23 protein-coding genes are annotated in these 23,059 nt (G+C 60.9%); 11 read left to right on the plus strand and 12 right to left on the minus strand.

Translation table 11 applies throughout. From position 1 onward, the window contains the following. Positions 1 to 129 precede the first annotated feature (129 nt). Positions 130 to 1,773: a hypothetical protein gene (locus tag NDI54_RS08680; protein WP_310896058.1), complete on the plus strand. Its 1,644-nt coding sequence runs from the start codon at positions 130 to 132 to the stop codon at positions 1,771 to 1,773. Positions 1,774 to 2,603: 830 nt separating this feature from the next. Here the strand turns inward: NDI54_RS08680 and NDI54_RS08685 are convergent. After that, positions 2,604 to 3,419, minus strand: a complete 816-nt coding sequence (locus tag NDI54_RS08685) for a tyrosine-type recombinase/integrase (protein WP_310896059.1) — start codon at positions 3,417 to 3,419, stop codon at positions 2,604 to 2,606. Between the two features lie 215 nt (positions 3,420 to 3,634). Between NDI54_RS08685 and NDI54_RS08690 the strand changes: the two genes are divergently transcribed. The 3 genes from NDI54_RS08690 to NDI54_RS08700 all read left to right on the plus strand — a co-directional run bounded on the left by NDI54_RS08690 (position 3,635) and on the right by NDI54_RS08700 (position 5,081). Then, positions 3,635 to 4,315: a carbonic anhydrase gene (locus tag NDI54_RS08690; RefSeq protein WP_310896060.1), complete on the plus strand. Its 681-nt coding sequence runs from the start codon at positions 3,635 to 3,637 to the stop codon at positions 4,313 to 4,315. 137 nt (positions 4,316 to 4,452) lie between these two features. After that, positions 4,453 to 4,698 carry an AbrB/MazE/SpoVT family DNA-binding domain-containing protein gene (locus NDI54_RS08695; RefSeq protein ID WP_310896061.1) on the plus strand — a complete coding sequence of 82 codons (246 nt, stop codon included), beginning with the start codon at positions 4,453 to 4,455 and terminating at the stop codon, positions 4,696 to 4,698. Beyond that, positions 4,695 to 5,081, plus strand: coding sequence for a PIN domain-containing protein (locus tag NDI54_RS08700; RefSeq protein WP_310896062.1), 387 nt, complete (start codon positions 4,695 to 4,697; stop codon positions 5,079 to 5,081). Before NDI54_RS08695 ends, NDI54_RS08700 begins: the two co-directional genes overlap by 4 nt. A gap of 189 nt (positions 5,082 to 5,270) precedes the next feature. On the opposite strand, the gene NDI54_RS08705 is transcribed toward NDI54_RS08700, so the two are convergent. From NDI54_RS08705 to NDI54_RS08735, 7 genes are all read right to left on the minus strand, one after another. Further along, a complete protein-coding gene (locus tag NDI54_RS08705) occupies positions 5,271 to 5,564 on the minus strand; it encodes a chorismate mutase (RefSeq protein ID WP_137682055.1) in 294 nt (97 codons plus the stop codon). After that, positions 5,561 to 6,439: a shikimate kinase gene (locus tag NDI54_RS08710; protein WP_310896063.1), complete on the minus strand. Its 879-nt coding sequence runs from the start codon at positions 6,437 to 6,439 to the stop codon at positions 5,561 to 5,563. The genes NDI54_RS08705 and NDI54_RS08710 overlap by 4 nt, the downstream gene beginning before the upstream one ends. Before the next feature lie 131 nt (positions 6,440 to 6,570). After that, a complete protein-coding gene (locus tag NDI54_RS08715) occupies positions 6,571 to 6,705 on the minus strand; it encodes a hypothetical protein (protein ID WP_310896064.1) in 135 nt (44 codons plus the stop codon). A 90-nt stretch (positions 6,706 to 6,795) separates the two neighbouring features. Then, the gene (locus tag NDI54_RS08720) at positions 6,796 to 8,331 is read right to left on the minus strand and encodes a TrkH family potassium uptake protein (RefSeq protein WP_310896065.1); all 1,536 of its coding nucleotides are present in this window, start codon (positions 8,329 to 8,331) and stop codon (positions 6,796 to 6,798) included. Positions 8,332 to 8,463: 132 nt separating this feature from the next. After that, positions 8,464 to 8,886, minus strand: a complete 423-nt coding sequence (locus NDI54_RS08725) for a hypothetical protein (protein WP_310896066.1) — start codon at positions 8,884 to 8,886, stop codon at positions 8,464 to 8,466. Positions 8,887 to 8,952: 66 nt separating this feature from the next. Next, complete coding sequence (locus tag NDI54_RS08730; RefSeq protein ID WP_310896067.1) at positions 8,953 to 11,364, minus strand: alkaline phosphatase PhoX; 2,412 nt, start codon at positions 11,362 to 11,364, stop codon at positions 8,953 to 8,955. A gap of 204 nt (positions 11,365 to 11,568) precedes the next feature. Continuing rightward, entirely contained in the window at positions 11,569 to 11,856 is a 288-nt protein-coding gene (locus tag NDI54_RS08735; protein WP_310896068.1) for a DUF7111 family protein, read from the minus strand. 87 nt (positions 11,857 to 11,943) lie between these two features. Between NDI54_RS08735 and NDI54_RS08740 the strand changes: the two genes are divergently transcribed. Together NDI54_RS08740 and NDI54_RS08745 are read left to right on the plus strand one after the other, a co-directional pair. Continuing rightward, positions 11,944 to 12,234: a PadR family transcriptional regulator gene (locus NDI54_RS08740; protein ID WP_310896069.1), complete on the plus strand. Its 291-nt coding sequence runs from the start codon at positions 11,944 to 11,946 to the stop codon at positions 12,232 to 12,234. 73 nt (positions 12,235 to 12,307) lie between these two features. Beyond that, positions 12,308 to 12,562, plus strand: a complete 255-nt coding sequence (locus tag NDI54_RS08745) for a hypothetical protein (protein WP_310896070.1) — start codon at positions 12,308 to 12,310, stop codon at positions 12,560 to 12,562. Here the strand turns inward: NDI54_RS08745 and NDI54_RS08750 are convergent. Both NDI54_RS08750 and NDI54_RS08755 read right to left on the minus strand, forming a co-directional pair. After that, a complete protein-coding gene (locus NDI54_RS08750; protein ID WP_310896071.1) occupies positions 12,559 to 13,707 on the minus strand; it encodes an acyl-CoA dehydrogenase in 1,149 nt (382 codons plus the stop codon). The two genes, NDI54_RS08745 and NDI54_RS08750, sit on opposite strands and share 4 nt — an antisense overlap. A gap of 111 nt (positions 13,708 to 13,818) precedes the next feature. Further along, positions 13,819 to 14,676: a 3-hydroxyacyl-CoA dehydrogenase family protein gene (locus NDI54_RS08755; RefSeq protein ID WP_310896072.1), complete on the minus strand. Its 858-nt coding sequence runs from the start codon at positions 14,674 to 14,676 to the stop codon at positions 13,819 to 13,821. A gap of 280 nt (positions 14,677 to 14,956) precedes the next feature. Between NDI54_RS08755 and NDI54_RS08760 the strand changes: the two genes are divergently transcribed. Beyond that, on the plus strand, positions 14,957 to 15,832 hold the full coding sequence (locus tag NDI54_RS08760; protein ID WP_310896073.1) for a class 1 fructose-bisphosphatase: 876 nt from the start codon (positions 14,957 to 14,959) through the stop codon (positions 15,830 to 15,832). 17 nt (positions 15,833 to 15,849) lie between these two features. Here NDI54_RS08760 and NDI54_RS08765 read toward each other — a convergent pair whose 3' ends face one another. After that, the gene (locus NDI54_RS08765) at positions 15,850 to 17,850 is read right to left on the minus strand and encodes a PKD domain-containing protein (protein WP_310896074.1); all 2,001 of its coding nucleotides are present in this window, start codon (positions 17,848 to 17,850) and stop codon (positions 15,850 to 15,852) included. Positions 17,851 to 17,957: 107 nt separating this feature from the next. On the opposite strand from NDI54_RS08765, the gene NDI54_RS08770 reads away from it, so the two are divergent. After that, a complete protein-coding gene (locus NDI54_RS08770; RefSeq protein ID WP_310896075.1) occupies positions 17,958 to 19,721 on the plus strand; it encodes an acyl-CoA carboxylase subunit beta in 1,764 nt (587 codons plus the stop codon). Between the two features lie 128 nt (positions 19,722 to 19,849). Beyond that, positions 19,850 to 20,233: a DUF5658 family protein gene (locus NDI54_RS08775; protein ID WP_310896076.1), complete on the plus strand. Its 384-nt coding sequence runs from the start codon at positions 19,850 to 19,852 to the stop codon at positions 20,231 to 20,233. A gap of 34 nt (positions 20,234 to 20,267) precedes the next feature. Here the strand turns inward: NDI54_RS08775 and NDI54_RS08780 are convergent, their stop codons facing one another. Next, on the minus strand, positions 20,268 to 20,717 hold the full coding sequence (locus tag NDI54_RS08780; protein ID WP_310896077.1) for a MaoC family dehydratase: 450 nt from the start codon (positions 20,715 to 20,717) through the stop codon (positions 20,268 to 20,270). A gap of 133 nt (positions 20,718 to 20,850) precedes the next feature. On the opposite strand from NDI54_RS08780, the gene NDI54_RS08785 reads away from it, so the two are divergent. Beyond that, complete coding sequence (locus NDI54_RS08785; protein WP_310896078.1) at positions 20,851 to 21,684, plus strand: HpcH/HpaI aldolase/citrate lyase family protein; 834 nt, start codon at positions 20,851 to 20,853, stop codon at positions 21,682 to 21,684. An 88-nt stretch (positions 21,685 to 21,772) separates the two neighbouring features. Next, entirely contained in the window at positions 21,773 to 23,029 is a 1,257-nt protein-coding gene (locus NDI54_RS08790) for a Glu/Leu/Phe/Val family dehydrogenase (protein WP_310896079.1), read from the plus strand. Positions 23,030 to 23,059 lie beyond the last annotated feature (30 nt).

The following is a 23,059-nucleotide window of genomic DNA, read 5'->3' on the forward strand; positions in this document are numbered from 1 at the left end:
AATAGGCCAGACCAACCAGTATATAAAAGAATTATCTGGTGTATCCGACTCCCAGTTCTCCGACACTATAGTTCCGACTCAGCGGGAAGGCGCGCTTCTCGCTTGGACCAACCCCGACTTCTAATCATAATGAGCAAATCCGGCAGTAACAACGCTTCGAATAGTACGCTAACTAAAACTATCCCTGACGAGTGGGAGCATATCCCGTGTATTCAGTACGGGTTTCCAGACGACAAAGGGCCGACGCGCGCCCCGAAACTTCGAACCATCTTCGAGTCTATTCCCAATGACGCTGAGACGGCCAGCCCAGTGTACCTCTTGAGTCGCGAGCAGTACGAACGGCAAAGTGACTTCGAGAGCGGCTACGAAGTCAAGGGTTACACCTCGATAGCAACGGAACTCCAAGACGAGTGTGAAGCCGACGACCGCGTCTTCTACCCCGTCCATATCGAGAGCGACGTGTATCACGAGGAAGGGCCAGCTACCCTCATTGAATGGTTCTGCGAGTTCGTTGAAGACTATCTTGGCGTGCCGTTCCATACATGTACGCTGTACTTTTCGGGAAATCGCTCGATTCACGTCCATGTACCCCGATTCGTTTCTGGTGAAGACCAACGGGAACGGCTCAAGGAACTGGCTGAAATGTTCTGTACCGATAATGGCGCGGAGTTAGACTGTGGTCTGTACTACGCCAAGCGACTGTTCCGGCTTCCCAGCGTCGAACACGCGAATACCGGCCTACGGAAAGTCGAAATAAAACCCGATTGGGGTCGTGACCGTATCTTCCGGGAAACCAACGAAGCCACACCGGTCATTCCCGAGTCGTATGAGGCGGTGCTTCGCAATGTGTTCACTACGCATCGGTCGCTGACAGTTGATTCACAAACAACACTTGACCCACCCTACGACTTGTTCCGGGTTCTCAACAGCGAGAAGACCGTGCTGGAGTTCAAATCGGACGAACGAGACATTGGAACCCCACTTATTGAACAAGAGCAATACCCCAATAACCCGGCAGATACAATCAAATGGCTCCAGTATAACGCCAAAGAGTTCTCGCCGTATGCACTCGCCAAGGGGGACTCTCGGAGTGTTGCGGTCTTGGAAGTGAAGGGGTCACCATTCAGCCGAAAGGAGGTTACCGGCGGTAGCTATGGTAGACCAGTTTATGTCTTGATTCCAGCGTTCTTCTATGGGGCGCGAGGCTGTGCCGGTGAGGAATTCATCAAGGACCACGAACATGCACCTCTCCAACTCTCGAAAACCGATTACACAAAATGGACCTACCAGCCAGGTGACCACGTCGTCATCATCGGCGGGAAAAGTGGTAGCTCAATCATCTTCCAGGCCAGCTCTCAGCAGGCCTCAGACTTGGGCCTAATTTTGACTGGAGAAGATGGGTGCCGTCAAGATGCGCTTCATTACTTGGAGAATGAAGGGTATAATACCGGCAAATCTGGTTCCAGCGTGAAGGCCCCGACCTTGAAGAGGAAGAGAAAATTCAGACGGTCCGAAACCTCACAATGGAAGCAGAATACTGAATCTGCGAAACTCCAGCACCAAGCAGAACATGACGGTATTGAAACTCTCAGTCATATTGAACTCTCTAACGTTGCAAATCGACTGCTCACAATCGGTGGCTGGTCACTCGCGTGGGGGTGGTGTGAAACTCAATTCGGCGACCAGTTTGACCTGGAGGTAACGTGGAAACATTTGAAAGGAATCGTAGAATACTACGACATTCCTGCGGTAGTGCCACCTAAGCCACGGTAACCCGCCGGCCGCTTCTCGCTGTATTCAGACGCCGAAAAAAGTCGGCTCTAAACGAACTGAGAGTCAACGATGAGAGTTATCTGGCCCATATCCCTCGGAAGAATAGAACCCGTTCTGACACCCCACAGATGAGAGTATTACGAGAAACTGTGTTCAGCGTAAAGGGTGATTTGGGGACACCACTGTTCTATGTTCTTGGTGTCTCTGTACTGTGTTTCTTAACAGTAGTGTTGTTATAGCACCCCAACACACACCCACCTATGTTATGGTGCGAGAATCGATAGACTGCGCCGTTCTCGTTGCAATAAAACAGAGATTAGTATATAAAAGAAAATTACACTTTTTAAACCGCTCAACGGATTGATTCCCTACTCTGGCTTCTTAAGAATTGAAGACCATCATGTCGTCAGAATCTTCCTTTCCTTCTGACTCTACCGTGTCTTGAAGCTCCAAAACATAGTCTCTCAATGCGGTCATTTGTTCCTGACTCATATACGTGGGAGTACCATCATTATGGTCAAATCCAGCCTGCTCCCCGAACCAGCGAATTAACTGTTCGTTGGTCATGTCCTCCGAACTTCTTATTGAGCAGTCGCTGCACTCGTCAAACGCGTCGGAAGGTTCGCTAAATCTTCGTGATTCTCGGTCCGCGAACTGAAGACCACATTCCGTTTCATCTGTTTTGTCCATATTGACATGGTGGTAACGGAATGGGCTGTCATCGGGGATAACCACGTACGGTTGGTCCTCTGTCTTAGCACCTGTGAGAGAGGTCTGCTTCTGCGAATCATCCGACGAATCTGGGGCTGATTCGGGTTCGTCTGCCTCATCTATCCATATTTCAACCTCCCGATTATGCTGGTCAAGCCCCAGATGGTCCCGCCCTTTTTTTGGTAGTTCTTGTAGATACGCTGTCGGCGGACCCGACCGTTCCGGGTAGTGAACAGGGGATTCCGGTCAAAGTCGTCTCTCACATCGTGCCGCTTGCCCTCAATGTAGTCTACGAGAACATCCCGCAGGTTCTCGCTGATTCCAACGTTCCGTTCACTGGCGTCTTTGTTTTTCAGTGGCGTCCCGGTTGATTTTCTGTTTCGAAATTTCAGTATGGGGGTTCCGTCGTGGTCAGGCTTGAAGTCCCGTAGGTCCAGGGCAATCGCCCCCGAAGCTCTGCAACCAGTGTGCCAGAGGGTTTTGAAGACGGCGTGCTGGCGGCTGGCGTACTCGTAGGTGTTGAGGTAGCGGAGCACCTGTTCGGCGTGGTCCAATTCTATTGTGGTTTCGCTGACGCTCTGGGAGTTTGTGACCTTAGGTATGTCCATGAGGTCGGCGGTTCCCTGTTCAATCAGTTGGTTCCGTTCGCACCACCGGATGAAGACGCGGACGTGTTTGACATTGTTATGGACGGTGATTAGTTTCAGGTCTTCTTGTTTCCGGGCTTCTTTCCAGCTCTCCAGCGCGTAGCTATTGATTTCGCCTGTGGTGTCGATTCCGTGTTTTTCACAGAATTCTACGAAGTGTTTGGTGGGGTACTCGTATGACCGATTGGTGGATTGTTTGTATTCTCCTTTTCTGGCATTGAGGAATTGTCTGCGGGCTTGTCGGGGAGTTGTCTTTTCTTCGGGGTTGTCGACGTTTGGGTCCATCATTGGGGGTTCAAATCCTTGACTATTGTTGACCACCCGACAGTTTGTGGCGCGGTTCTCTGCAACTCTCCGAGGCCAGAAATCAGGAGACAACGCGGTCGTGTGCTACGTAGTAGCACGGGGGTTCAAATCCCTCCGACCCCATTTCTTGCTGACGATGGGCAGACAACACTATGAGAGCCCCATGAGTTTACTTCATGGCGGGTATCTGCCCACGCATGAGCCAGCTTTTGTACGATTTACTTTCCGGAAACGCAGACCACGCGGCGGCGTTCCGGGACCGGTTCGACAGCGTCCAGCACTCGCAAACGCCGGACGCTGTCACGGTCTGTTGCTCCGATTCGCGCGTCCTTCAGGACCATATGTGGGGCAACGACGAGCCGGGCCATCTCTTTACATGTAGCAACATCGGGAACCGAGTCATCCAACGGACCGCATCCGGCGAGGCGGTGTCCGGTGACGTGTTGTATCCAATCGAACACACGATGACTGAAACCGCTGTTGTCGTCGGACACACCGGCTGTGGCGCGGTGACGGCGACCTACGACGACCTGACGGATGGACTCGACGAACCGGCGGGGATCGAGCACTGTCTTAGCGTTCTCAAGCCACACCTTGCGCCCGGTGTGGAGCTGCTCCCCGATGATATCGAACGAGCGGCTGCTATCAACCGACTCGTCGAGTACAACGTCGACAGGCAAGTGGAATTCCTCAGCAACAGCGACGACGTTCCCGACGAGGTCGACGTGTTCGGCGTCGTCTACGATTTTCAGGACGCGTACGATGGCCGACGGGGTGAAATCCACGTCATCAACGTCGACGGCGAAACCGATGTCGACACGCTCCGGACGGCACATCCGGAGATCGAATCGCGGATCAACCGGCTCTGGGCGTACTAGTACTACCGGAATTCCCGCTGTTCGACCTTGTTCAAATGAGTGGAATTCACCATACAAGATACTGAAACACCCCACCGAACACCACCAGTCAGGATTTAGTGGTAAGATTCTTTGAACGTGGTAACGTAGCACCAGCTATGTCAACAGAGACAGATGGGCAGGGCCGGCTGTACATCCCGAAGGAGGTGCGCGAGAAGTACGGTCAAAAGTATCACATCGTTATGTACGAGGACAGGATCGAGCTGATTCCGGTCGCGGACGACCCACTCGCCGCTGTCCGCGATGCGGCGGGCGAACTTCACGATGCATCCGTCGAAGAAATTCGAGAGGATATCGAGGCGGCGGCGAAAGACGAAGCTGAGGGAGCTGGCGGCAACAGATGACGGTGTACGTCGAAACGGATTTCCTTCTCGCACTCGCCAAAGATACTGATTGGTTGCAGGGCCCCGCAGAGGACGCCCTCGCGGAATACGATGTTGAAACGTCACCGTTCTCGTATCTCGAACTCCTCCTCGCTCGGGAACGTTACGAGTTCGACTACGTTCCGCTGGTGGCAAACCTGCTCGAACTCGTCCCCGTGCGGAACGAGGAAGAGAAACAGGTCGTGCTGAAAGCCGTCAACTACTACGACGAGGGAATGACACCGTTCGACGCGTTCCACGCGGCGACTGCTGAGACGCGGGAAATGGACGTACTTTCTTCGGAGAAAGACTACGAAGAGATCGAGGTCGAACGAGTCCCACTCGAACCATCTGACGAGGAATAACTCTGGGCTAAGGATAGAGCGGTTGAAAGAAGCGTGGAACCCGCAGCAGTTGTCGTGACAGCGTGTGCGATAGACTTGATCGAATCTTCCAGTCGCTCATCGATCCCAAAACTCGGACGGTAGCGTCTAAGCTCGGCGTCATGGCCGGCGAAAAAGTGTCTAAAAGCCCTAAAACAGCCTTTCTATCGCCTATCGGCTCTCTCGTTGTTCCACTTTGTTCAGTTCGATCAGCAACCGGAAGATCGCTTTCACGAGATTCGCATCGACATCGAACTGTTCGGCGTTGTCGCCGGCGCGATCCATGACGGCCTGCTCCTGCTGTTCGTCGGTCGTCGGCAGCCCTTTCTCGTCTTTGACCTGTGCGATGGTGTCGGCGACGTAGGTCCGCTGTGCGATCTTCTCGACGATCTCGCGGTCGATCGTCCGGATCTCGTCGCGCAGTTCGTCCAGCGACATGTCCTCTGGGTTCGGATTCGTGCTCATACTGTGTGTGTTCCCTCGGTTTGTGTCGTCGTCAACCAGGTTTCGCCGGGTCGCTCGTCCCAGGCGTCCTGTACGGCTTCGAGTGCCGCCCGGTCGCCAACGGCGGTAAAGGACGGCCCCGTCCCGGACAGCGAGACGCCCTCGACGTGCCCGAGGGCGTCGAGCACTGGGTCAGTCTCGAAGTCCAGCGCAGCCGAGAACGCGAGGCCGTTGACCGTCATGGCCCGCTGGTAGTCGCCGTCGAGTGCGAGGTCCTCGACGAGGCGAGCCATCGGTGCGATCTGGCGGCATCGCTCGACATCCGCGTCGGCGCTGAAGGACTGTTCCGGCGGCGTCCAGACGAGCACGTCCCAGTCGATTTCTTCGCGGGCCAGGAGCGCGTCGTCCTCGTTGTCGGTGACGGTAACGCCGCCCAGCATTGACGCCGACGCGTCGTCGAAGGCTCCGGTGACGGTGACACCCACGTCGCGGGCGGCCATGACACCGAGGCGGGCCATGTCCTCGCGGCTCATCCGTTCGGTCGCATCGAGCGCATCGAGGGTCGCCATGACGGTCGCGTTCGCGGCCGCACTGGAGCTCTTGAGTCCCGAGGCCATCGGGACCTCGCTCTCGGTGCGCACGGTTCCGCCGGAGACCGCCGGCACGCCCACGTTCTGTGGGCCGCCGTGGGCGTCGATGACGTACTCGACACAACGTTCGATGAGCCGCGTGTCGGCGTCCGGCGCGCCGGCGACCTCGCCGGTGACACCGTCGGTCTCGGTCGAGAGCGCGACGGTGGCTGTCGTGTACTCGTCGATAGCAAACGCCGCACCGCGACCGGTCGCCAGTGCGTTGAGGACCGTCCCTGCTGCGGGCGCTGCTGCCTTCCCTTCCATCGTCGTGTACTCCCGCACGGACCTATTTACTAACTGCGATACCCTGTGTGGGGTCGGTCTACGGCTGCAGTCGTGGGGATTGCGTCGAAATCAGATTGTATACGAGTAGCGTCGGACGGCACTGGCGCGGTTCAGGCGGGGAACAGGAGATACGGGACGATGAACAGCAGCAGGAACATGAACAGGAGGATGAGGCCGTACCCGGCGAGCGTTCCGGCGGCCGTCAGCCAGGCCGGATGGTCGAACTGGTCGATGACGTGTGCCATACAACAGCTACTGGCCGGTGATAGTAAAACGGTTGTGGCGCACACAATCGATACGAATCAAAAAAATAGCGTCCCCCTCTGTGAGCGTCGCTACTCGGTCCAGAATGCGCCTGTGAACAGCACGAACACTGGGATTATTTCGAGTCGGCCGACCCACATCAGGAAGATCATCAAGAGCTTCGACGTTCTGGGGAACGACAGATAGCTCCCGAACGGGCCGAGGAAGCCAAAGCCCGGTCCGATGTTGCCGATTGTCGCGAGGCTGGCACTCAGTCCTTCGAGCAGCGTTAGCTCCATCCCGACGCGACTGGCGTCGAACATGATGAGAACGGTCGAGATGCCGAATGTGAGGAGATACAGAAGCGTGAAGCCATAAATAGCTTTGATTACATCCTCATCAATAACGCTATCGCCGAACCGGACTGGCTTGATAGCGCTCGGATGGGCAGTCGTGACCAACTGGCGGTGGATTCCCTTGAATACGACTAGCCAGCGGATGATTTTGACACCGCCGCCGGTCGACCCCGCGGACCCACCAATGAACATGGCAAACAGCAACAGCGCCTGTGCAGTCGTCCCCCACTGCGCGAAGTCACTGGTCGCATACCCCGTCGAATTTAATAACGACGCGATCTGGAAGGCCGCCTGCCGAAGCGAGTTTTCGATGGCCCCCTCCGTTGTTCCACCCAGTTCGAGTACTGGTGCGGACCCGGTAAACAGCAGGCCCGCGAGGATGACTGTCAGCCCAATGTTTGCACCGAGATACACCTGAAACTCCCGGTTTCTGACGAATGCGCCGTAATTGCCCTGAGTCAGGAAGTAAAACAGCGCGAAGTTCGTCCCGGCGATGAGGATAAACGGAATAATAACCCACTGGACGGCTGGCGAGAACGCTGCGATGCTGTCGGCTTGCGGCGAGAACCCCCCGGTCGGGAGCGTCGAAAACGCGTGAGCGACGGCGTTGTAGATGTCCATATTCGGCGCGAACCCGAGGTAGTGCAAGGCGATGAGAAGCACTGCAAGCAACACAGTGAAGCTGAGATAGAACAGCCAGAGAAGTCTCGCCGTCTCTGCGATTTTCGGCGTCAGTTTCTGGAGTTCCGGGCCGGGGGCTTCCGATTCGATAAGCTGTGCGCCGTTGACCGCGGCTTCCGGGAGAATTGCGACCATCAGGACAATAATCCCCATGCCGCCGAGCCACTGGGTCAGTTGCCGCCACATCATAATCGCGTGAGAGTGTTTTTCTGTCGATATTTCCCCCAGAACGGTCGCGCCAGTGGTGGTGAACCCGGATGTCGACTCGAACAGCGCGTTGACCGGATACCGGAGCGTCGATTCGGTGCCGTAACCCGCGATGAGATAGGGGATAGCCCCGACGATGGCCACTGCGCCCCACGAGAGCCCGACCAGCAGGAGCGCCTCGCGTGGACCGAGGTCCGTGTCGTCATTTAGCTGTTCCAGCCCCACTCCGATGGCAACGGTGATGGCCATCGAGGCCAGAAAGACGACGATGTCTTCGCGGTAAATCAGGCTTATCGTGAGCGGTATCAGCATCGCGACGGCAATGTACTTGAGTACGCTGCCGGTAAAGGCGACACTCTGTCGCCAGTCGACTCTGACCGACATCACTGACCTCCAATCATTGACCTACGGTGACACTGCCGGCAGGAAAAAGTTCCCGTTCCAGTGATTCGTCCGCAGTCTGGTGGTAGAACGGTCCGTGACAGTACCCCACAGGGAGCCAGACACCGACGCGTCTCAGGCGTGGCCCTGCTCTTTCGCCCCCTCGCGGATCTTCTTCGACCGTTTGCGGACGCGTGAGGCGTATCGCTCGATCTTCTCCGGTTTCTCGCCATAGAACGACGCGGCCCAGTGGACATCGACGCCGTCCTGGGTGAGGAAGTAGGCGACGAGCGTGTCACGACCGGCCTGGATGACCGTCGGCGGGACGCCACGCTCGCCGGTCCCGGCCTCCTGGAAGCCGTTCACGTCGAAGTACACGTCGGCGTACAGCGTCGCCGTTTCGGGGTCATCGAACTCGATCCCCTGGTGGTCCGGGGCTTCGAAGCGATACCGGACCTCGCCACCGGTCGTGGTCCACTCGACAATGCGCACGCCGAGGATGTACTGGCGATACGTCTCCATGTCCGTGACTGTCTTCGAGTTGTCGGTTTGAGTCATTGTCTGCTGTAGTACAAAAATTAGGATTGTGTGTCCAAGTGATACTGAGTCGGTTGCGCCGACTCGTTAGCTACTGTTGCTGTTGCCGTTGCCGGGCGTGCTAGTGCTGCTTCCGTTCCCGCTGGTGCTGTTCCCGGGAGTGGCAGTGCTGTTTCCGGGGGCGTCTGTACTGTTGCGGGGAGTCCCAGTACTGTTGGCGGGTGTGTCGGTACTGCTACCGGGAGCATCGGTGCTGTTCCCGGGGGCGTCAGTACTGTTGCCCGGTGCATCGGTGCTGTCCCCCGGTGTCTCGGTGTTGCTGGGTGCGTCTGTACTGTTACCGGGGGTTTCAGTGCTGTTTCCGGGGGTCTTAGTGCTGTTGCTGGGTGTCTCGGTTTCGTCGTCTCCGTCCTCGGTTTCCTCCTCGTCTCCGCCTCCAGTCTCATCCTCGTCTTCTTCGGATTCCGGCGGCTCGTAGACGTAGAGACAGTCGTTGGGGTAGGAACGTGCCGGACCGCCGAAGCCGTCCTCACAGCAGAGGACGCGGCCGTCGTCCATCACGTAGACGTTGTCGACGTTCCGGAGCGCGTCGTCGGCGTCTTCCGGTTCGTCGGTGAAGTCCGGGCCGACGATGACCGGTTCGAGCGTCGAGATGTTGTAGTCCGCTTCGAGTTCGCCACGGTAGACGACGCCGCCGTCGACGCGATCCATCTGGATGTCGCCCTCGTCGTTGGCGAGGTCGTCGTTGAACTCGGAGATACCGAAATACACCGGGTCGCCCGGGCCAGCGCCGTCCCTGCTGTCGACGCCCTCGGCCTTGTTGAACTCGATGGATGCGCCGATCTCCTTGGCCGCGGCGCGGGTTTCGAGGAACGGAACGCGGCGGAGTTCCTCGTCGACGCTGTCGGGGCCGTCGGTGTAGTACTGGTCGGCCCACTCGACGATTGCCTCGTTCGTGATGTAGTTCTGGTTCCCGTTCTCGACGACAGCCCGGTCGGCTTCTTCGAGGGCTGCTTCGAGGTCCTCCTCCCAGTCGGTTTCCGCGTGGGATTCGAGGTAGTCGGCCTGCGTAACGTCGTCGTACTCGGCGATCCATTCCTCGATTTCCGCGTTGCTCGCGTGGCCCAGCGGGATCCACTCGATGTCGAGCGGGTACTGCGCCGGGGATTTGCGCGTCCCGACCATGGAGGCGTTGGCCTGTGCGTTGGTGATCTTCGGCGCGTATAGCGTCCCCGCCACGTCCATCGGGTCCTCGTAGCTCGGAATCGGCTCGTCGGCGACGAACTTGTAGATGCCCTTGCTGTCGCCGTCGGAACAGCCGTAGACGGTCTGTTCGTCGGCCTGAATGTTCGGCGCTTCCCAGGAGGCCCGCCCCATCACGTAGTATTTGATCGGCTGTGGCGGGTCGGCCGTCGGCTCCCGGAAATCGATGTGGTAGCCGTAGCGGTACGGGTTCGGATACACGTCGGTGATCGGCTCGGTGGTGTTGAGGTAGTCCGTCTGGTCCGACTGCTCGGCACCGAGATAGTACGCGAGGAACTCCACGCCGTCCAGCGCCCAGTACCCCTGGATTCCCCAGGACTCGTCGCCGTAGTAGTCGTCGACGGCGCTCTGGATGCCGGTTGGGTTCGGTCGGTTCCAGAACTGGCAGCCGCCGATGAGTCCCTTTCCGGTGCCGGCATCGACGATGTCGCCGACCTGGTTGGTCAGCGAGACGCGCGGGTGGGCGTAGTTCTCCTCCGAGGAGATCATCGTCTCCCACGGGCTCAGATCGCCGTAGCAGTTGATCCGCGTGCCGCCGAGTTCGCGAAGCGGCTCCGTGTTCGCCAGGTTGTACGCGTTTTCGAGGTCAGCCACCCACTCGCCACCTTGGGTCTTGCTCAGTGGGATTTTGCTGACGTTGCCCGGGCTGTTCTCCCAGTTGGTGAACAGGTAGCCTTCGGTCCCGTCCTTGTTCGTCGGGACGAACTGGTTGCAGTCGGGGTTCGTCGCGGCGGCCCCGTACTGTGTCCCCTCGAAGTTATCCAGGGTGATGTCGGTCCCGTCCGGCGTCTGCGTGACGCCCAGGCGCTCCTGGCCGCCGTTGATCTCGTCTCGGCCGTGGGCGAAGACCGTGTAGTTTCCGTTGCCCGACCGGACCCGGCGTTGTTCTTCCTCGGACTGTGGCGTCGACAGTTCGTCGAAGTCGTCGTTGTTCCCGTCGAGTTCGAACTGGAAGCCGCTGAAGTAGCCGATGCCGGCGGTGCCAAACGGTTCGGGGTTCTCCCCCTCGGGATGCTGGAGACTGTAGAGCAGTGACCCGTCCTGGAAGACAAACGGACCCGTTACCTCGGCCCCAAAGGCTGTCGTGGAGAACCGCTTGAGTTCCCCCTTGACGCTGGGCGCGCCGTCTGTGTTGGATTCTTCGACCTCGTCACCACTTGCCACACCGATGACGCTGGCCCCAAGCGCAGCCGCCACCGATTTCGAGAGTACCTGTCGTCGAGTAAAGTCGACCATGCAAGTGTTCAGCAGGATGGTATTTTAAAACCAGTTTATAATACGCTCGCATGTGTCTGTTTTCGTCACAGATGAATATTGATAGCAGGGAAGCTGATGGATGGTGAAAAGATAACTAAGCAGATATATTTTTGCGAGATACGTACCAACTGCTCAGAGATACAGTCCAGAATCGTCAACCCCGCGAAAACAAGCGTGTGAGCGTTACATTCCCATGTCGGCGGCGGCCTCCGGAACGGGAAGGTCGTGCGGTGACCGGCCCAGCAGTTCCGCTGCGTGGTCGAGCGCCATGTCGAACCCGTAGTACCGCTCCAGTTCGTCACCGTCGGCGGTCGGCCGGACCTTCAGCATCGCGTAGCCCTCGATGTTCTGGGCGATTGCGGCGCTGCCGGTGTCGCTCTCGAAGGTCAGCAGCCGTTCATCCGCCGTTTCGCGGTAGGTGGCCGTGATACCGTCGGCTGACGCCTCGACAGGGAGTTCGGAGTCAGTCATCGGCGGTCCTAGGGAGTGGGGGTATGCGAACCTGGCGGTCCGCTCGGAACCGCAAACGCGAAACCGGGCGGCTGTGACCGGACACCTATGGCGAAGTGGCTCCAGAGCGGCCGCCGGCGCGACATGTGCGTTCTGCTGGCCGCCGCTGAGGACGGCGAACTCTCCGGCCAGCGGCTGAAGACGCGGCTTGAACGCCGCTACGACACACGAATCGAACCGAAGAGCTTCTACGGCGCGCTCGACGCGCTGGAGTCGGCCGGGTTCGTCGCCCACCGCGAGGACGGTATCGCCGACAAGTACTCGCTGACCGACGCCGGCGAGCGACGGCTTCGAGACCAGTTCGAGTGGATGCGCGAGGCGCTGGGCGAGGACGGATAGGGCTCTGTGTGGCGACCACCGCGAATCAGGGGTGGCGGTATCTTTTTATCGGCGAGCGAAATAGCGTGAAAATATGTCCCTGTCCCGGTCACTCCTCCTGGCAGGTCTGGACGCCCTCCCGTTCGCGGCGCTCGCAAGCATCGCAACGTACGTGTTCGCACGCGCGGGCAAACAGCAACCAGTTATCGTCGGCATGCTCGCCGCCACCGTCGGCGTGGCGGTGCTCCTTGCGCTGGGCACCATCAGCGCGAACCGCTATCGCGCGGACGGCAAGCGGTTCTATTTCACGCGTGCGGTCGTCGTCGAAGGGCTGCTGTCGTTTCCCTAGTCGAGCAGCTCACTGGCGATAGTGTTGCGAAGGACCTCGCTCGTGCCTTCGTAGATCTCGTTGAGCTTGGCGTCCCGGTAGAACCGCTCGACGGGGAAGTCCTTCGTGTAGCCGTAGCCGCCGTGAATCTGGATGCCCTCGTTCGCCACTTCCCGGGACACCTCGGACGCGTACAGCTTGGCCTGGGCGGCCTCCTTGACGAAGGACTCGCCGGCCATCTTCTTGTCGGCGGCCTGGTGCATCAGCAGGCGGGCGGCCTGGGTCTTCGTGTCCATGTCCGCGAGTTTGTGCTGAATAGCCTGGAAGTCGCTGATGGGCTGGTCGAACTGCTCGCGGTCCTGGGCGTAGCGCAGCGCCTCGTCCAGTGCGGCCTGTGCGATGCCGACCCCGCGGGCCGCGATGGTGATGCGCCCGCCGTTGAGCGTCTTGAGCGCGTGGACGAACCCGCGGCCCTCCTCGCCGAGGCGGCGGTCCGCCGGCAGACGCATGTCGTCGAACCGCAGTTCGGCGGTCGGACACCCCTTGTCGCCGAGTTTGTGCTCAGTGCCTTCGACGATGAAGCCGTCGTCTTCCTCGGGCCGGACGATGAACGAGGAGATGCCCTTGTTGCCGGCCTCGGGGTCGGTCTTGGCGAACAGGACGACGGTGTCGGCGACGGAGCCGTTCGAAATCCAGAGCTTGCCGCCGTTGACCAGATAGGCGTCCCCGCCCGCTATCGGTTCGGCGGTCGTGTCCATCGCCGGCACGTCACTGCCCGCGCCCGCTTCCGAGAGGGCGAACGCGCCGATCTCCTCGCCTTCGGCCAGCGGCGTGAGGAAGGTCTCTTTCTGCGCTTCGTCGCCGAACTCGTAGATCATGTTGCAGGCCAGCGAGATGTGGGCGGCAACGATAGTCCCGAGTCCGCCGCTCCCGCGTGAAATCTCCTCCAGCGCCATCGCATAGCTGTGATAGTCAAGTTCGGCCCCGCCGTAGGCCTCCGGAATCGGCATCCCCATCAGGCCGAGGTCGGCCATCTGTTCGACGAGGTCCCACGGAAACTCGTCGGTGTCGTCGATCTCCGCCGCTCGCGGCTTGACCTCCTCATCGACGAACTCCGCGACCATCTCCTGTATCTGTCGCTGTTCCTGTGTGGCACTGAAGTCCATGGCAAAATCTAACGCGGGCCGGGTCTTTACTGTTCGCCAACGGCGGGCCCGTTGCTGGGTATCGTACTCGAACCGCCACTGTCGTCGTCGCCGGTCATCATCGAAGGCGGCTCACTCGTAGTCGTAGAAACCCCGGCCCGACTTCTTCCCGAGGTCACCCGCCGCGACCTTCCGCTTGAGCAGGTACGCCGGCTTGTAGCGGTCACCTAATTCTTCGTAGAGGGTTTCGGAAGCGTCGAGCACCACGTCGAGGCCGATGTGGTCGGCCAGTTCGAGCGGCCCCATCGGCACGTTCGTCCCGAGAGTCAGCCCGCGGTCGATGTCGGCCTTGTCGGCGACGCCCTCGTCGTAGGCGCGGACGCCCTCGTTGATCCAGGGCATCAGCACGCGGTTGACGACGAAGCCGGGCTTGTCGTCGGCCTCCCAGGTCTCCTTACCGATGTCGTGGGCGAACTCTTGACCCAGCGTCACCGTCTCGTCGCTGGTCTTCTCGCCGACGACGAGTTCGACGCCTTTCATCACCGGCACGGGGTTCATGAAGTGCAATCCGAGGACCTGTTCGGGCCGGTCAGTGGCGCTGGCGATAGTCGTGATCGACAGCGTGCTAGTGTTGCTAGCGAGTACGGTCCTCGGCTTACAGATCCCGTCGAGATCCGCGAACACTGACTGCTTGATCCCCATGTCCTCCGTCACTGCTTCGACCACGAGCTCGGCGTCGGCGAGGTCGTCCATCTCGGTCGTCCCTGTGATGCGGTCCGTCGCCGCTTCAGCTTCCGCCTTCGTGACTGTCCCGCGCGCGACGAGGCTCTCGAAGCTCGCCTGGATGTCCTCGAACCCGCCGGCGAGTAGCTCCTCGGACACGTCGCGCATAACGACATCGTAGCCGGCCGTCGCCGAGACCTGGGCGATCCCGTTGCCCATCGTCCCAGCCCCGACGACGCCGACGGTGTCCACTGCTTCGAGGTGCATGGTCCCACCTTCGGCCGGCCGTCGTGTAAGTCTGCCGACGGTAGTGAGCCGACGAGACACCAGCCCACAGCCGAGTCACGGAGTCACACACTTAGCGGCAATCGCTGACGGTCGCTCGAAGATTCACTCGAACTGTAGTAAATGTCAGCGAAAAGATACTTATGGTGTGCCGGAGAACGATTTGGTGATGAGAGACCCTTCGGGCAGCAAGTTCAGACGAATAATTCGACCGGTCGTCGCGTCTCCGGTCTCTGCCCGGACAACCCCCTACATCTGACAAATGAGCAAGTCACTCGACACCTCGACCACCGAAGCCGAGCAGACGGTTACTGAAGTCATCGACGGCATCGTCGAAACAACGCCGGACGTTCGCCGTGCCGTTGCCGACCACCGCGGCCAGAGCAACTCCGTCAACCCCAGCGGGGACGACCAGCTCGCGGCCGACCTGCGCGCCGACGAACTGTTCGAACAGCGGCTCCTCGGTATCGACGGCGTCGCCACCTACGCCAGCGAGGAGCGTGCGGAGGTGAAAGCCACGGACGGCCGCCTGCACGTCGCCATGGACCCGCTTGACGGGTCGAGCAACCTCGAACCCAACAGCGGGATGGGAACGATTTTCGGCGTTTACAGCGAGCGCCCGCCGACGGTCGGCACTAACCTGCTCGCCGCCGGCTTCGTCATCTATGGACCGATAACCTCGATGGTTGTCGCTCGAAAGGGGGGCGTCAGCGAGTACATCCTGGAAGACGGCGACAAGCGGATGGTCGACGACGACGTAACGGTCCCGGACGACCCGACAGTGTTCGGGTTCGGCGGCGGTATCGACTCCTGGACCGACGAGTTCGCGGCCTACGCCGAGGAGATCCGCCACGAACTCAAACTCCGCTACGGCGGCGCAATGGTCGCCGACATTAATCAGATTCTCACCTACGGCGGTGTCTTCTCGTATCCGGAACTGGAGTCCCGCCCCGAAGGGAAACTGCGGCTCCAGTTCGAGGGCCAGCCGATGGCCTACATCCTCGAATCCGCCGGCGGCCGTTCCTCGAACGGCGAACAGTCACTGCTGGAGGTCGAACCCGACGAGCTACACGAACGAACGCCGCTGTATCTCGGGAACGACGACCTGATCGACCGTCTCGAATCGAACATCGACTGACACCTGCGGTTTTCGTTTCAGTACCCGAGATAGATCGCTAACCCTTTGAGAAGGCTATAGAGACCGATAGCGACGCCCAGTAGTCCGCCCAGCACTGTCCCGACGATGCCGTCGGGCCACAGCGAGCGCGGGTTCGGGACACCGAGCGATGGCAGCGCCGGAATCGGTAAGCCGCCGCCAGCAGCGGTCACGTTCCCGACGCGTTGCCCGTCAACAGTCAGATCCCCTGTGGCGTTTTCCGGGACCGTGCGGGCGAACTCCGTTGTTCGCGTCTCGCCGGCCGGCACTGTCACCGTTCGCGTCGTCAGTATCGACGTGTTGAGCGAGACAACGACGGGATGATCGCCGCTCGCTGTGCCTCTATTTGTCAGTTCGACAGTGATGACGGTCCGCTCGCCCGGGCCGAGTGTCGATGGAACGGCTGTCGCGTTCGTGACCGTGATATCCGGCTGTCCGGTGTTTTCCGTCGGTTTTTCGGTCGTCTCGGGTTCGGGAGTCCATGGCTCCGACTCGGCGGCCGCCGCTTCTGCGTCCGTTGCTGTCGTCCGTTCGGCCCCCACGACGAACGTCGAGAGCCCCGGCGACTGGGCTCGATAGACAATCTGTGATTCGCCCCGGGACGCGATTTCAGTTGCTAACGGCGACCAGCCGTCGTTTTTCCGGAACAATGTCACGCTACGTGGCTCCACACCGGTCGCTTCCAGCGTCTCCCGGGGCACAGTAAATGTAAACGTCACGTCCGCCGCCGGAACGGAGCCGTGGTCGATGTCGAACCGGCTGAGGCCGGCGTGGTCCGTCGCGGCCGCGAACGACGAGGCGGGGCGGCGCGAGCGGATGGTGAGTTCGGCTAACTCGTTGCGCAGGAACGTCACGGTAAGGCGCTCCAGTGTCCCGTTCTCACTGCTGACGAGTGCGCCGTCTGGGGGCTGTATCCGCTGGGACTGGCCCGTCCCGTTCACCGAGATATTCGCTGTCGTCGCGTTCGGCCGCCGCACGGTCACGTTCCCAGCGGTCCCGTCCCCTGTTACAGACACGACGCTGGTCACGGTCTCCGTGTTCCCGAGCGGATCGGCGGCTGACACCGTCACCTCGTGGTTGCCGGGGGTTGCAAACGCGACGGTGATGTTCTCACCGGTCAGAATCGTCTCTCTCCCCACCTGCCACCGGATCGAATCGACACCCTGATCGTCCGTTGAATTCGCCGCAGAGAAGGTCACCGACTCGCCGACCGTCGCGTTCTCCGGACCGGTGATGGTGACGTTCGGCGGGGACCCGTCATACAGGAAGGTTTGCTGGCGGCTGAAGGAGTTGTCGTTCCCGTTCCTATCGGTCACCGACAGCAAAAGCAGGGAGTACTCCCCCTCTTCCGGGAACCTGTACTCCCGGGTGTAGGTAATCGTGTTCCCAGTGCGTTCGGAAAACCCGGATATATTGAGCGTGTCGATCGACTGTCCGCCGATGGATATCTGCAGTTGCCGTATCGGTTCGTGAACCCCGACGGCGAGACGGGCGGTCGAACTGTTGACGCGGCGTACCTCGAACGAACGGTACTTCGGTACGACAGAATCCATCCCGGTCGCGGTGACCGACTCGTGTGGGAGTCGGTTGCCCGCTTCGTCGGTGATCCGACCGGTATCGCGGAGCCTGACAGTGACGTTGTCGGTGTCCACTTTGTTCGCTAGCAGCAGCGAGACACGTGCACCGGACCGGTTCGCTCCCGTCGCGTTTATCGGCGCGACCGAGACGTTTTCGATCCGACCCGTGGTCAGTCTGAAATCGTCCGCCTCGATCGTATCGGTATCCAGCGATCCGTTATCGTACAGAAACACGTCGATTGTCGTCGCGTTGCCACGCGTTGCGTTGCCCCACTCCGGCGGGTCCGTGTCGTCGGCCGCGGCGGTGCCCGCAGCGACCGCTGTGAGCAGTGGAACCGCAAGCAGGAGGGCGAAAAGCGGGAGCCACCGGCGGCGACGCCCGGTCGACATAGGTGCCTCTCGGGCGTGGCCGATGGCGCTCATGATGCATGACTACTCCGGCAGCCGATATCAATGGTGCGCCATCATTACGAGACGTGATAATCGAACGCGGGGCAACTACTGTGACCCCTGGGGTCGTTGGGTATGGTATGAGGGTCCATATCGCAGCCGAGGCTACGCGCGAGGAGGCGTCGGCTATCGCAGCCGCTGTCGCCGAACACACAGGTCGAACCGTCGAAGTGTACGTCGGCGACGAGGCAACCCCCACGCTGGTCCGTGAGGTGACCGACGAGAGTGAGACATCTCAAGCGGTCCCGAACGACAACGCGACGGACGCGGAACCGACGGACCGCGAAAAGCGCCTCCGTGAGGAAATCGACGACATCGAGCGCGGCGGCCCACAGAAGTACCGGGACCGCCTGGAAGAACAGGGAAAACTGTTCGTCCGCGATCGGCTCGAACTCTGGTTCGGCGACGACGGCCTCGACTTCGAGGACGGCCGGTTCGCGAACTTCGATTCGTGGCACCCCAGCAGTCCCGACGTGGACGACGGGGACGACCGCCTGCCGGCTGACGGCCTCGTCACTGGTTCGGGGACTTTCGAGGGCCGCCAGGTCCACGTCGCCGCCAACGACTTCACCGTCAAGGCGGGGTCAATCGCCCGCCACGGCGTCGAGAAGTTCCTCCGACTGCAAGAGCGCGCACTGAATAGCGGCCGGCCGCTGCTCTACCTTGTTGATTCCTCGGGCGGCCGAATCGACCAGCAGCGGGGCTTTTTTGCCAACCGCGAGGGTATCGGGAAGTTCTACTACAATCACTCGCTGCTGTCGGGCGCAGTCCCGCAGATCTGTGTGCTGTACGGCCCGTGTATCGCCGGTGCGGCCTACACGCCGGTGTTCGCCGATTTCACCGTGATGGTCCGGGGGATGAGCGCGCTGGCGATTGCCTCCCCCCGGATGGTCGAGATGGTCACCGGGGAGGACATCGACCTCGAAACGCTGGGCGGACCGGACCTGCACGCCCGCCACTCCGGCAGCGCGGACCTGGTCGCTGACGACGAGGAACACGCCCGCGAACTGGTCGCACAACTCATCACGTATTTGCCCGACAGCGCCGACGAGAAACCACCACAGAGAGACGGGGCCGCTCCCGCAGTGGACCCCGCGGGCCTCGACTCGGTCATTCCCGCAGAGCCGAACAAGGGCTACGACATGCATCGGGTCATCGAACGCGTCGTCGACGCCGACTCCTTCTTCGAACTGCAGTCACAGTACGGAGCCGAAATTCTGACCGGGTTCGCCAGGGTCGACGGCCGACCGGTCGGTATCGTCGCCAACCAGCCGAGCCAGCGGGCCGGCGCGATATTCCCCGATTCGGCCCGCAAAGCCGCCGGTTTCGTCTGGACCTGTGACGCCTACAACATCCCGCTGCTGTACCTCTGTGACACGCCGGGGTTCATGGCCGGCTCCTCGGTTGAGAAGGAGGGCATTCTGGAAGCCGGCAAGCGGATGATCTACGCCACCTCGCAGGCCACCGTCCCGAAGCAGTGCGTCGTCGTCCGGAAGGCCTACGGCGCGGGCATTTACGCCATGTCAGGCCCCGCCTACGACCCCGAAGCGACCCTCGCGCTCCCGGGCAGCGAAATCGCTATCATGGGTCCCGAAGCCGCGATAAACGCGGTGTACGCGAACAAACTGGACGCGATAGACGACCCGGAGGAGCGCGCCAAGCGCGAGCAGGAACTCCGCGAGGAGTACCGTGAGGACATCGACGTTCACCGGATGGCGAGCGAAGTCGTCATCGACGAAATCGTCCCGCCGAGCGACCTGCGCCAGGAAATTGCCGCCCGCTTCGACCTGTACGAGGATGTCGAGAAGGACCGGCCGGAGAAGAAACACGGCACGATTCTCTGACGACAACCAGACCAGTCCGAATACGACGCTTGTCGGGCAGTAAACAGCCCCTAATCACTCTCTTTCAACAGTAGAAAGCGTGTATTTAATACGGTGCGTGAAAACAGAATCACAGACCACGTGGGGGCGTGGTCGCGGAGGGTGACGTGTTCACAACGGACCGAACGGTCTCGATAGGGACCATTGACGGGTGGTGTAGCGCCCTGCTCGACGAACTCGCAAGCGTCGAGCGAGAACTATGGCTGGTGGTCGTCGCCACGCTCGTTGTCGACGTGTGGCTGACACACGTCGGCCTCCAGCACGGCCTACACGAGGGGAACCCGGTGATGCGGGCCGCGATAGAGACATTCGGAATCGCCGTGCTTGCGCTGACGAAGGTCGGCGTGTTGGGACTGGCGGGGCTGATACGCCGGGCGTTGAGTGCGCAACGCGGTGTCGTTGTCCCGCTCGGCCTCGCGCTCCCATGGGTGGGTGCCGTCCTGATTAACGCGGCCCTGCTGGTCAGCCTGTAACCGTCTCGGACTGTGGCGGCTCTATTCACCGTTTTCACCCGTCCGCTCGCTGGACCAGCGCCGTCCGCTCGAACGTACAGACGAGCGTATCGTCCTGGTTGTAGACATCGACCTGCATCGTGACGACACCCCGCTCCTCGTCGCTGGTCAGGCGCTTGTTCAGAACCGTCGTTTCCGCGCGGATCGTATCGCCGTGGACGACCGGTGCCGGGTGCTCGACGGCGTCGTAGGAGAGGTTGGCAACGATGGTTCCGTCAGTGGTGTCGGGTATCGTCAGTCCGACAGCGAGTGACATCGTGTACAGCCCGTTGACTAGGCGCTCGCCGAACTGCGTCCCGGCGGCGAACTCGGCGTCGAGGTGGAGCGGCTGCTGGTTCATCGTCAGGTCACAGAACCGCTGATTGTCGCTCTCGCTGATGGTCCGGCGCTTCTCGTGGACGATGGTCTCGCCCTCGGTGAACTCCTCGTAGTGTTTGCCGGGCATAGCTGGGAACAGACGCGGGCGGCTCTTAGCCGTGGGGGCGGATCGCGGGGTCACGGGCTCGGAGTGCCAACGCACTCCGACCTGCACCGCGGGGCCGCCTATCACTTACCATGGGTGCGGACGTAGGGCCGGTATGGCCCGCCGAAGTGTCCTGTTCTCCCCGGGCGATGACGGGGAAAAACTACGGAAAGCCGCGGCGAGCGAGGCCGACGTAATCGTGTACGACCTCGAAGACGCCGTCGTTCCCGATGCCAAACCGTCGGCACGAGAGACAGTCCGCGAGGCGATTGCTGACGTGATGCCGGCGGCTCCTGAGCTGTGTGTCCGGGTCAATCCCGTCGGGTCGGGGGCCGAAGCCGATCTCGATGTCGTCCTCGATGGCCCGGCCCCGGACAGCGTGATGCTCCCGAAGACGAGAGAGGCGTTGGACGTTGAGAAGCTGGCATCGCTGCTGGGGTCCCACGGCGTCAACTTTCCGGTGCTGGCGCTGGTAGAATCAGCCGCTGGCGTTCTGCACGCGGAGGAAATCGCTGCGTCAGCGGCGACCGATGCGCTCGTGTTCGGGGCCGAGGACCTGGCCGGTGATATCGGCGCGACACGGACGGATAGCGGGTGGGAAGTCAGCCACGCACGCCAGCACGTCGTCCTCGCAGCGCGAGCGGCCGGCGTGTCGCCTATCGACACGCACTACCCCGATTTCGACGACCTCGACGGGTTGCGAACGGACGCCGAGACGGCCGTCGAACTGGGCTACGACGGAAAGCTCGCTATCCATCCCGCGCAGGTCCCGGTCATCAATGAGACGTTCACGCCCGACGAGCGGCGGGTCGAGTGGGCCGAGCGGATACTCGATGCCCGAGACGCCGCCGACGGTGGGGTGTTCGTCGTCGATGGTGAGATGATCGACGCACCGCAGGTCAAGCAGGCACTGCGAATCGTCGAACGCGCCGGCATCGACCGCGAGTGATCGGTTCGTTCCGTCGTGGGTATCTCCTGGCACGGGGCATTCCATGGACGGCGGTACCCTTTTCCCCACAGTCCCAGTCAGTATCAGTATGTCGACAGAGGTAAATCCATTTGAGAGTTTACAGGAGCAGATCGACGACGCGGCGGACTACCTCGAATACTCGACTGACGTACTCGAACGGCTGAAACACCCTGAGCGGGTCCTAGAGACGAATCTCTCGGTGGAGTTAGACGACGGCTCCGTCGAAGTGTTCAGCGCGTATCGGTCCCAGTTCAACGGCGACAGGGGACCGTACAAGGGCGGGATCCGCTATCACCCACAGGTGACACGCGACGAGGTCAAGGCGCTGTCCGGCTGGATGGTGTACAAATGCGCCGCCGTCAACATCCCCTACGGCGGCGGGAAAGGCGGCATCCAGATCGACCCGCGCCAGTACTCGGCCGACGAAATCGAGCGGATAACGCGGTCGTTCGCGACGGAACTCCGCCCGATCATCGGCGAGGACCGGGACATCCCCGCGCCGGATGTCAACACCGGCCAACGAGAGATGAACTGGATCAAAGACACCTACGAGACGCTGGAGAACACGACCGAGCCCGGCGTCATCACCGGCAAGGCTCCGGAGTCAGGCGGCAGTGCCGGCCGCGTCGAGGCGACCGGTCGCTCCGTGATGCTCACCGCACGGGAGGCGTTTGACTATCTCGGCAAGGACATCGAGGACGCGACGGTGGCCGTGCAGGGCTACGGGAACGCCGGCTCCGTGGCGGCGAAACTCATCGAGGACCTGGGCGCGAACATCGTCGCGGTGTCGGACTCGTCCGGTGCCGTCTACAACCCCGACGGCATCGACGCACGCGACGCGAAGGCGTTCAAGAGCGAGACCGGATCGCTGACCGGCTACGAGGATGCAACGGAGGAGCTGACCAACGAGGACCTGCTGACGATGGACGTGGACCTGCTCGTGCCGGCGGCGCTGGAAAACGCCATCGACGCGGACCTCGCCGAAGACGTACAGGCCGACATGGTTGTCGAGGCGGCGAACGGTCCGCTGACGCCGAACGCGGACGACGTGCTCACGGAGCGCGACGTGGCCGTGTTCCCCGACATCCTCGCCAACGCCGGTGGTGTCACGGTGTCGTACTTCGAGTGGGTACAGAACCGCCAGCGGTTCTACTGGTCCGAGGAGCGGGTCAACGACGAACTGGAGACCATCATCACCAACGCCTTCGATGACCTCGTCGAGACCTACGAGGAGACCGGCGCGCCGAACTTCCGGACGGCGATGTACGTCGTCGCTATCCAGCGCGTCGTCGCGGCCGCCGAGGATGGCGGCATCTGGCCCTGACTTGGGCTCGAAACCGGTCGCGGCTATCGC

It is taken from the genome of Haloarcula terrestris (assembly GCF_031624315.1).
Classification (GTDB): domain Archaea; phylum Halobacteriota; class Halobacteria; order Halobacteriales; family Haloarculaceae; genus Haloarcula; species Haloarcula terrestris.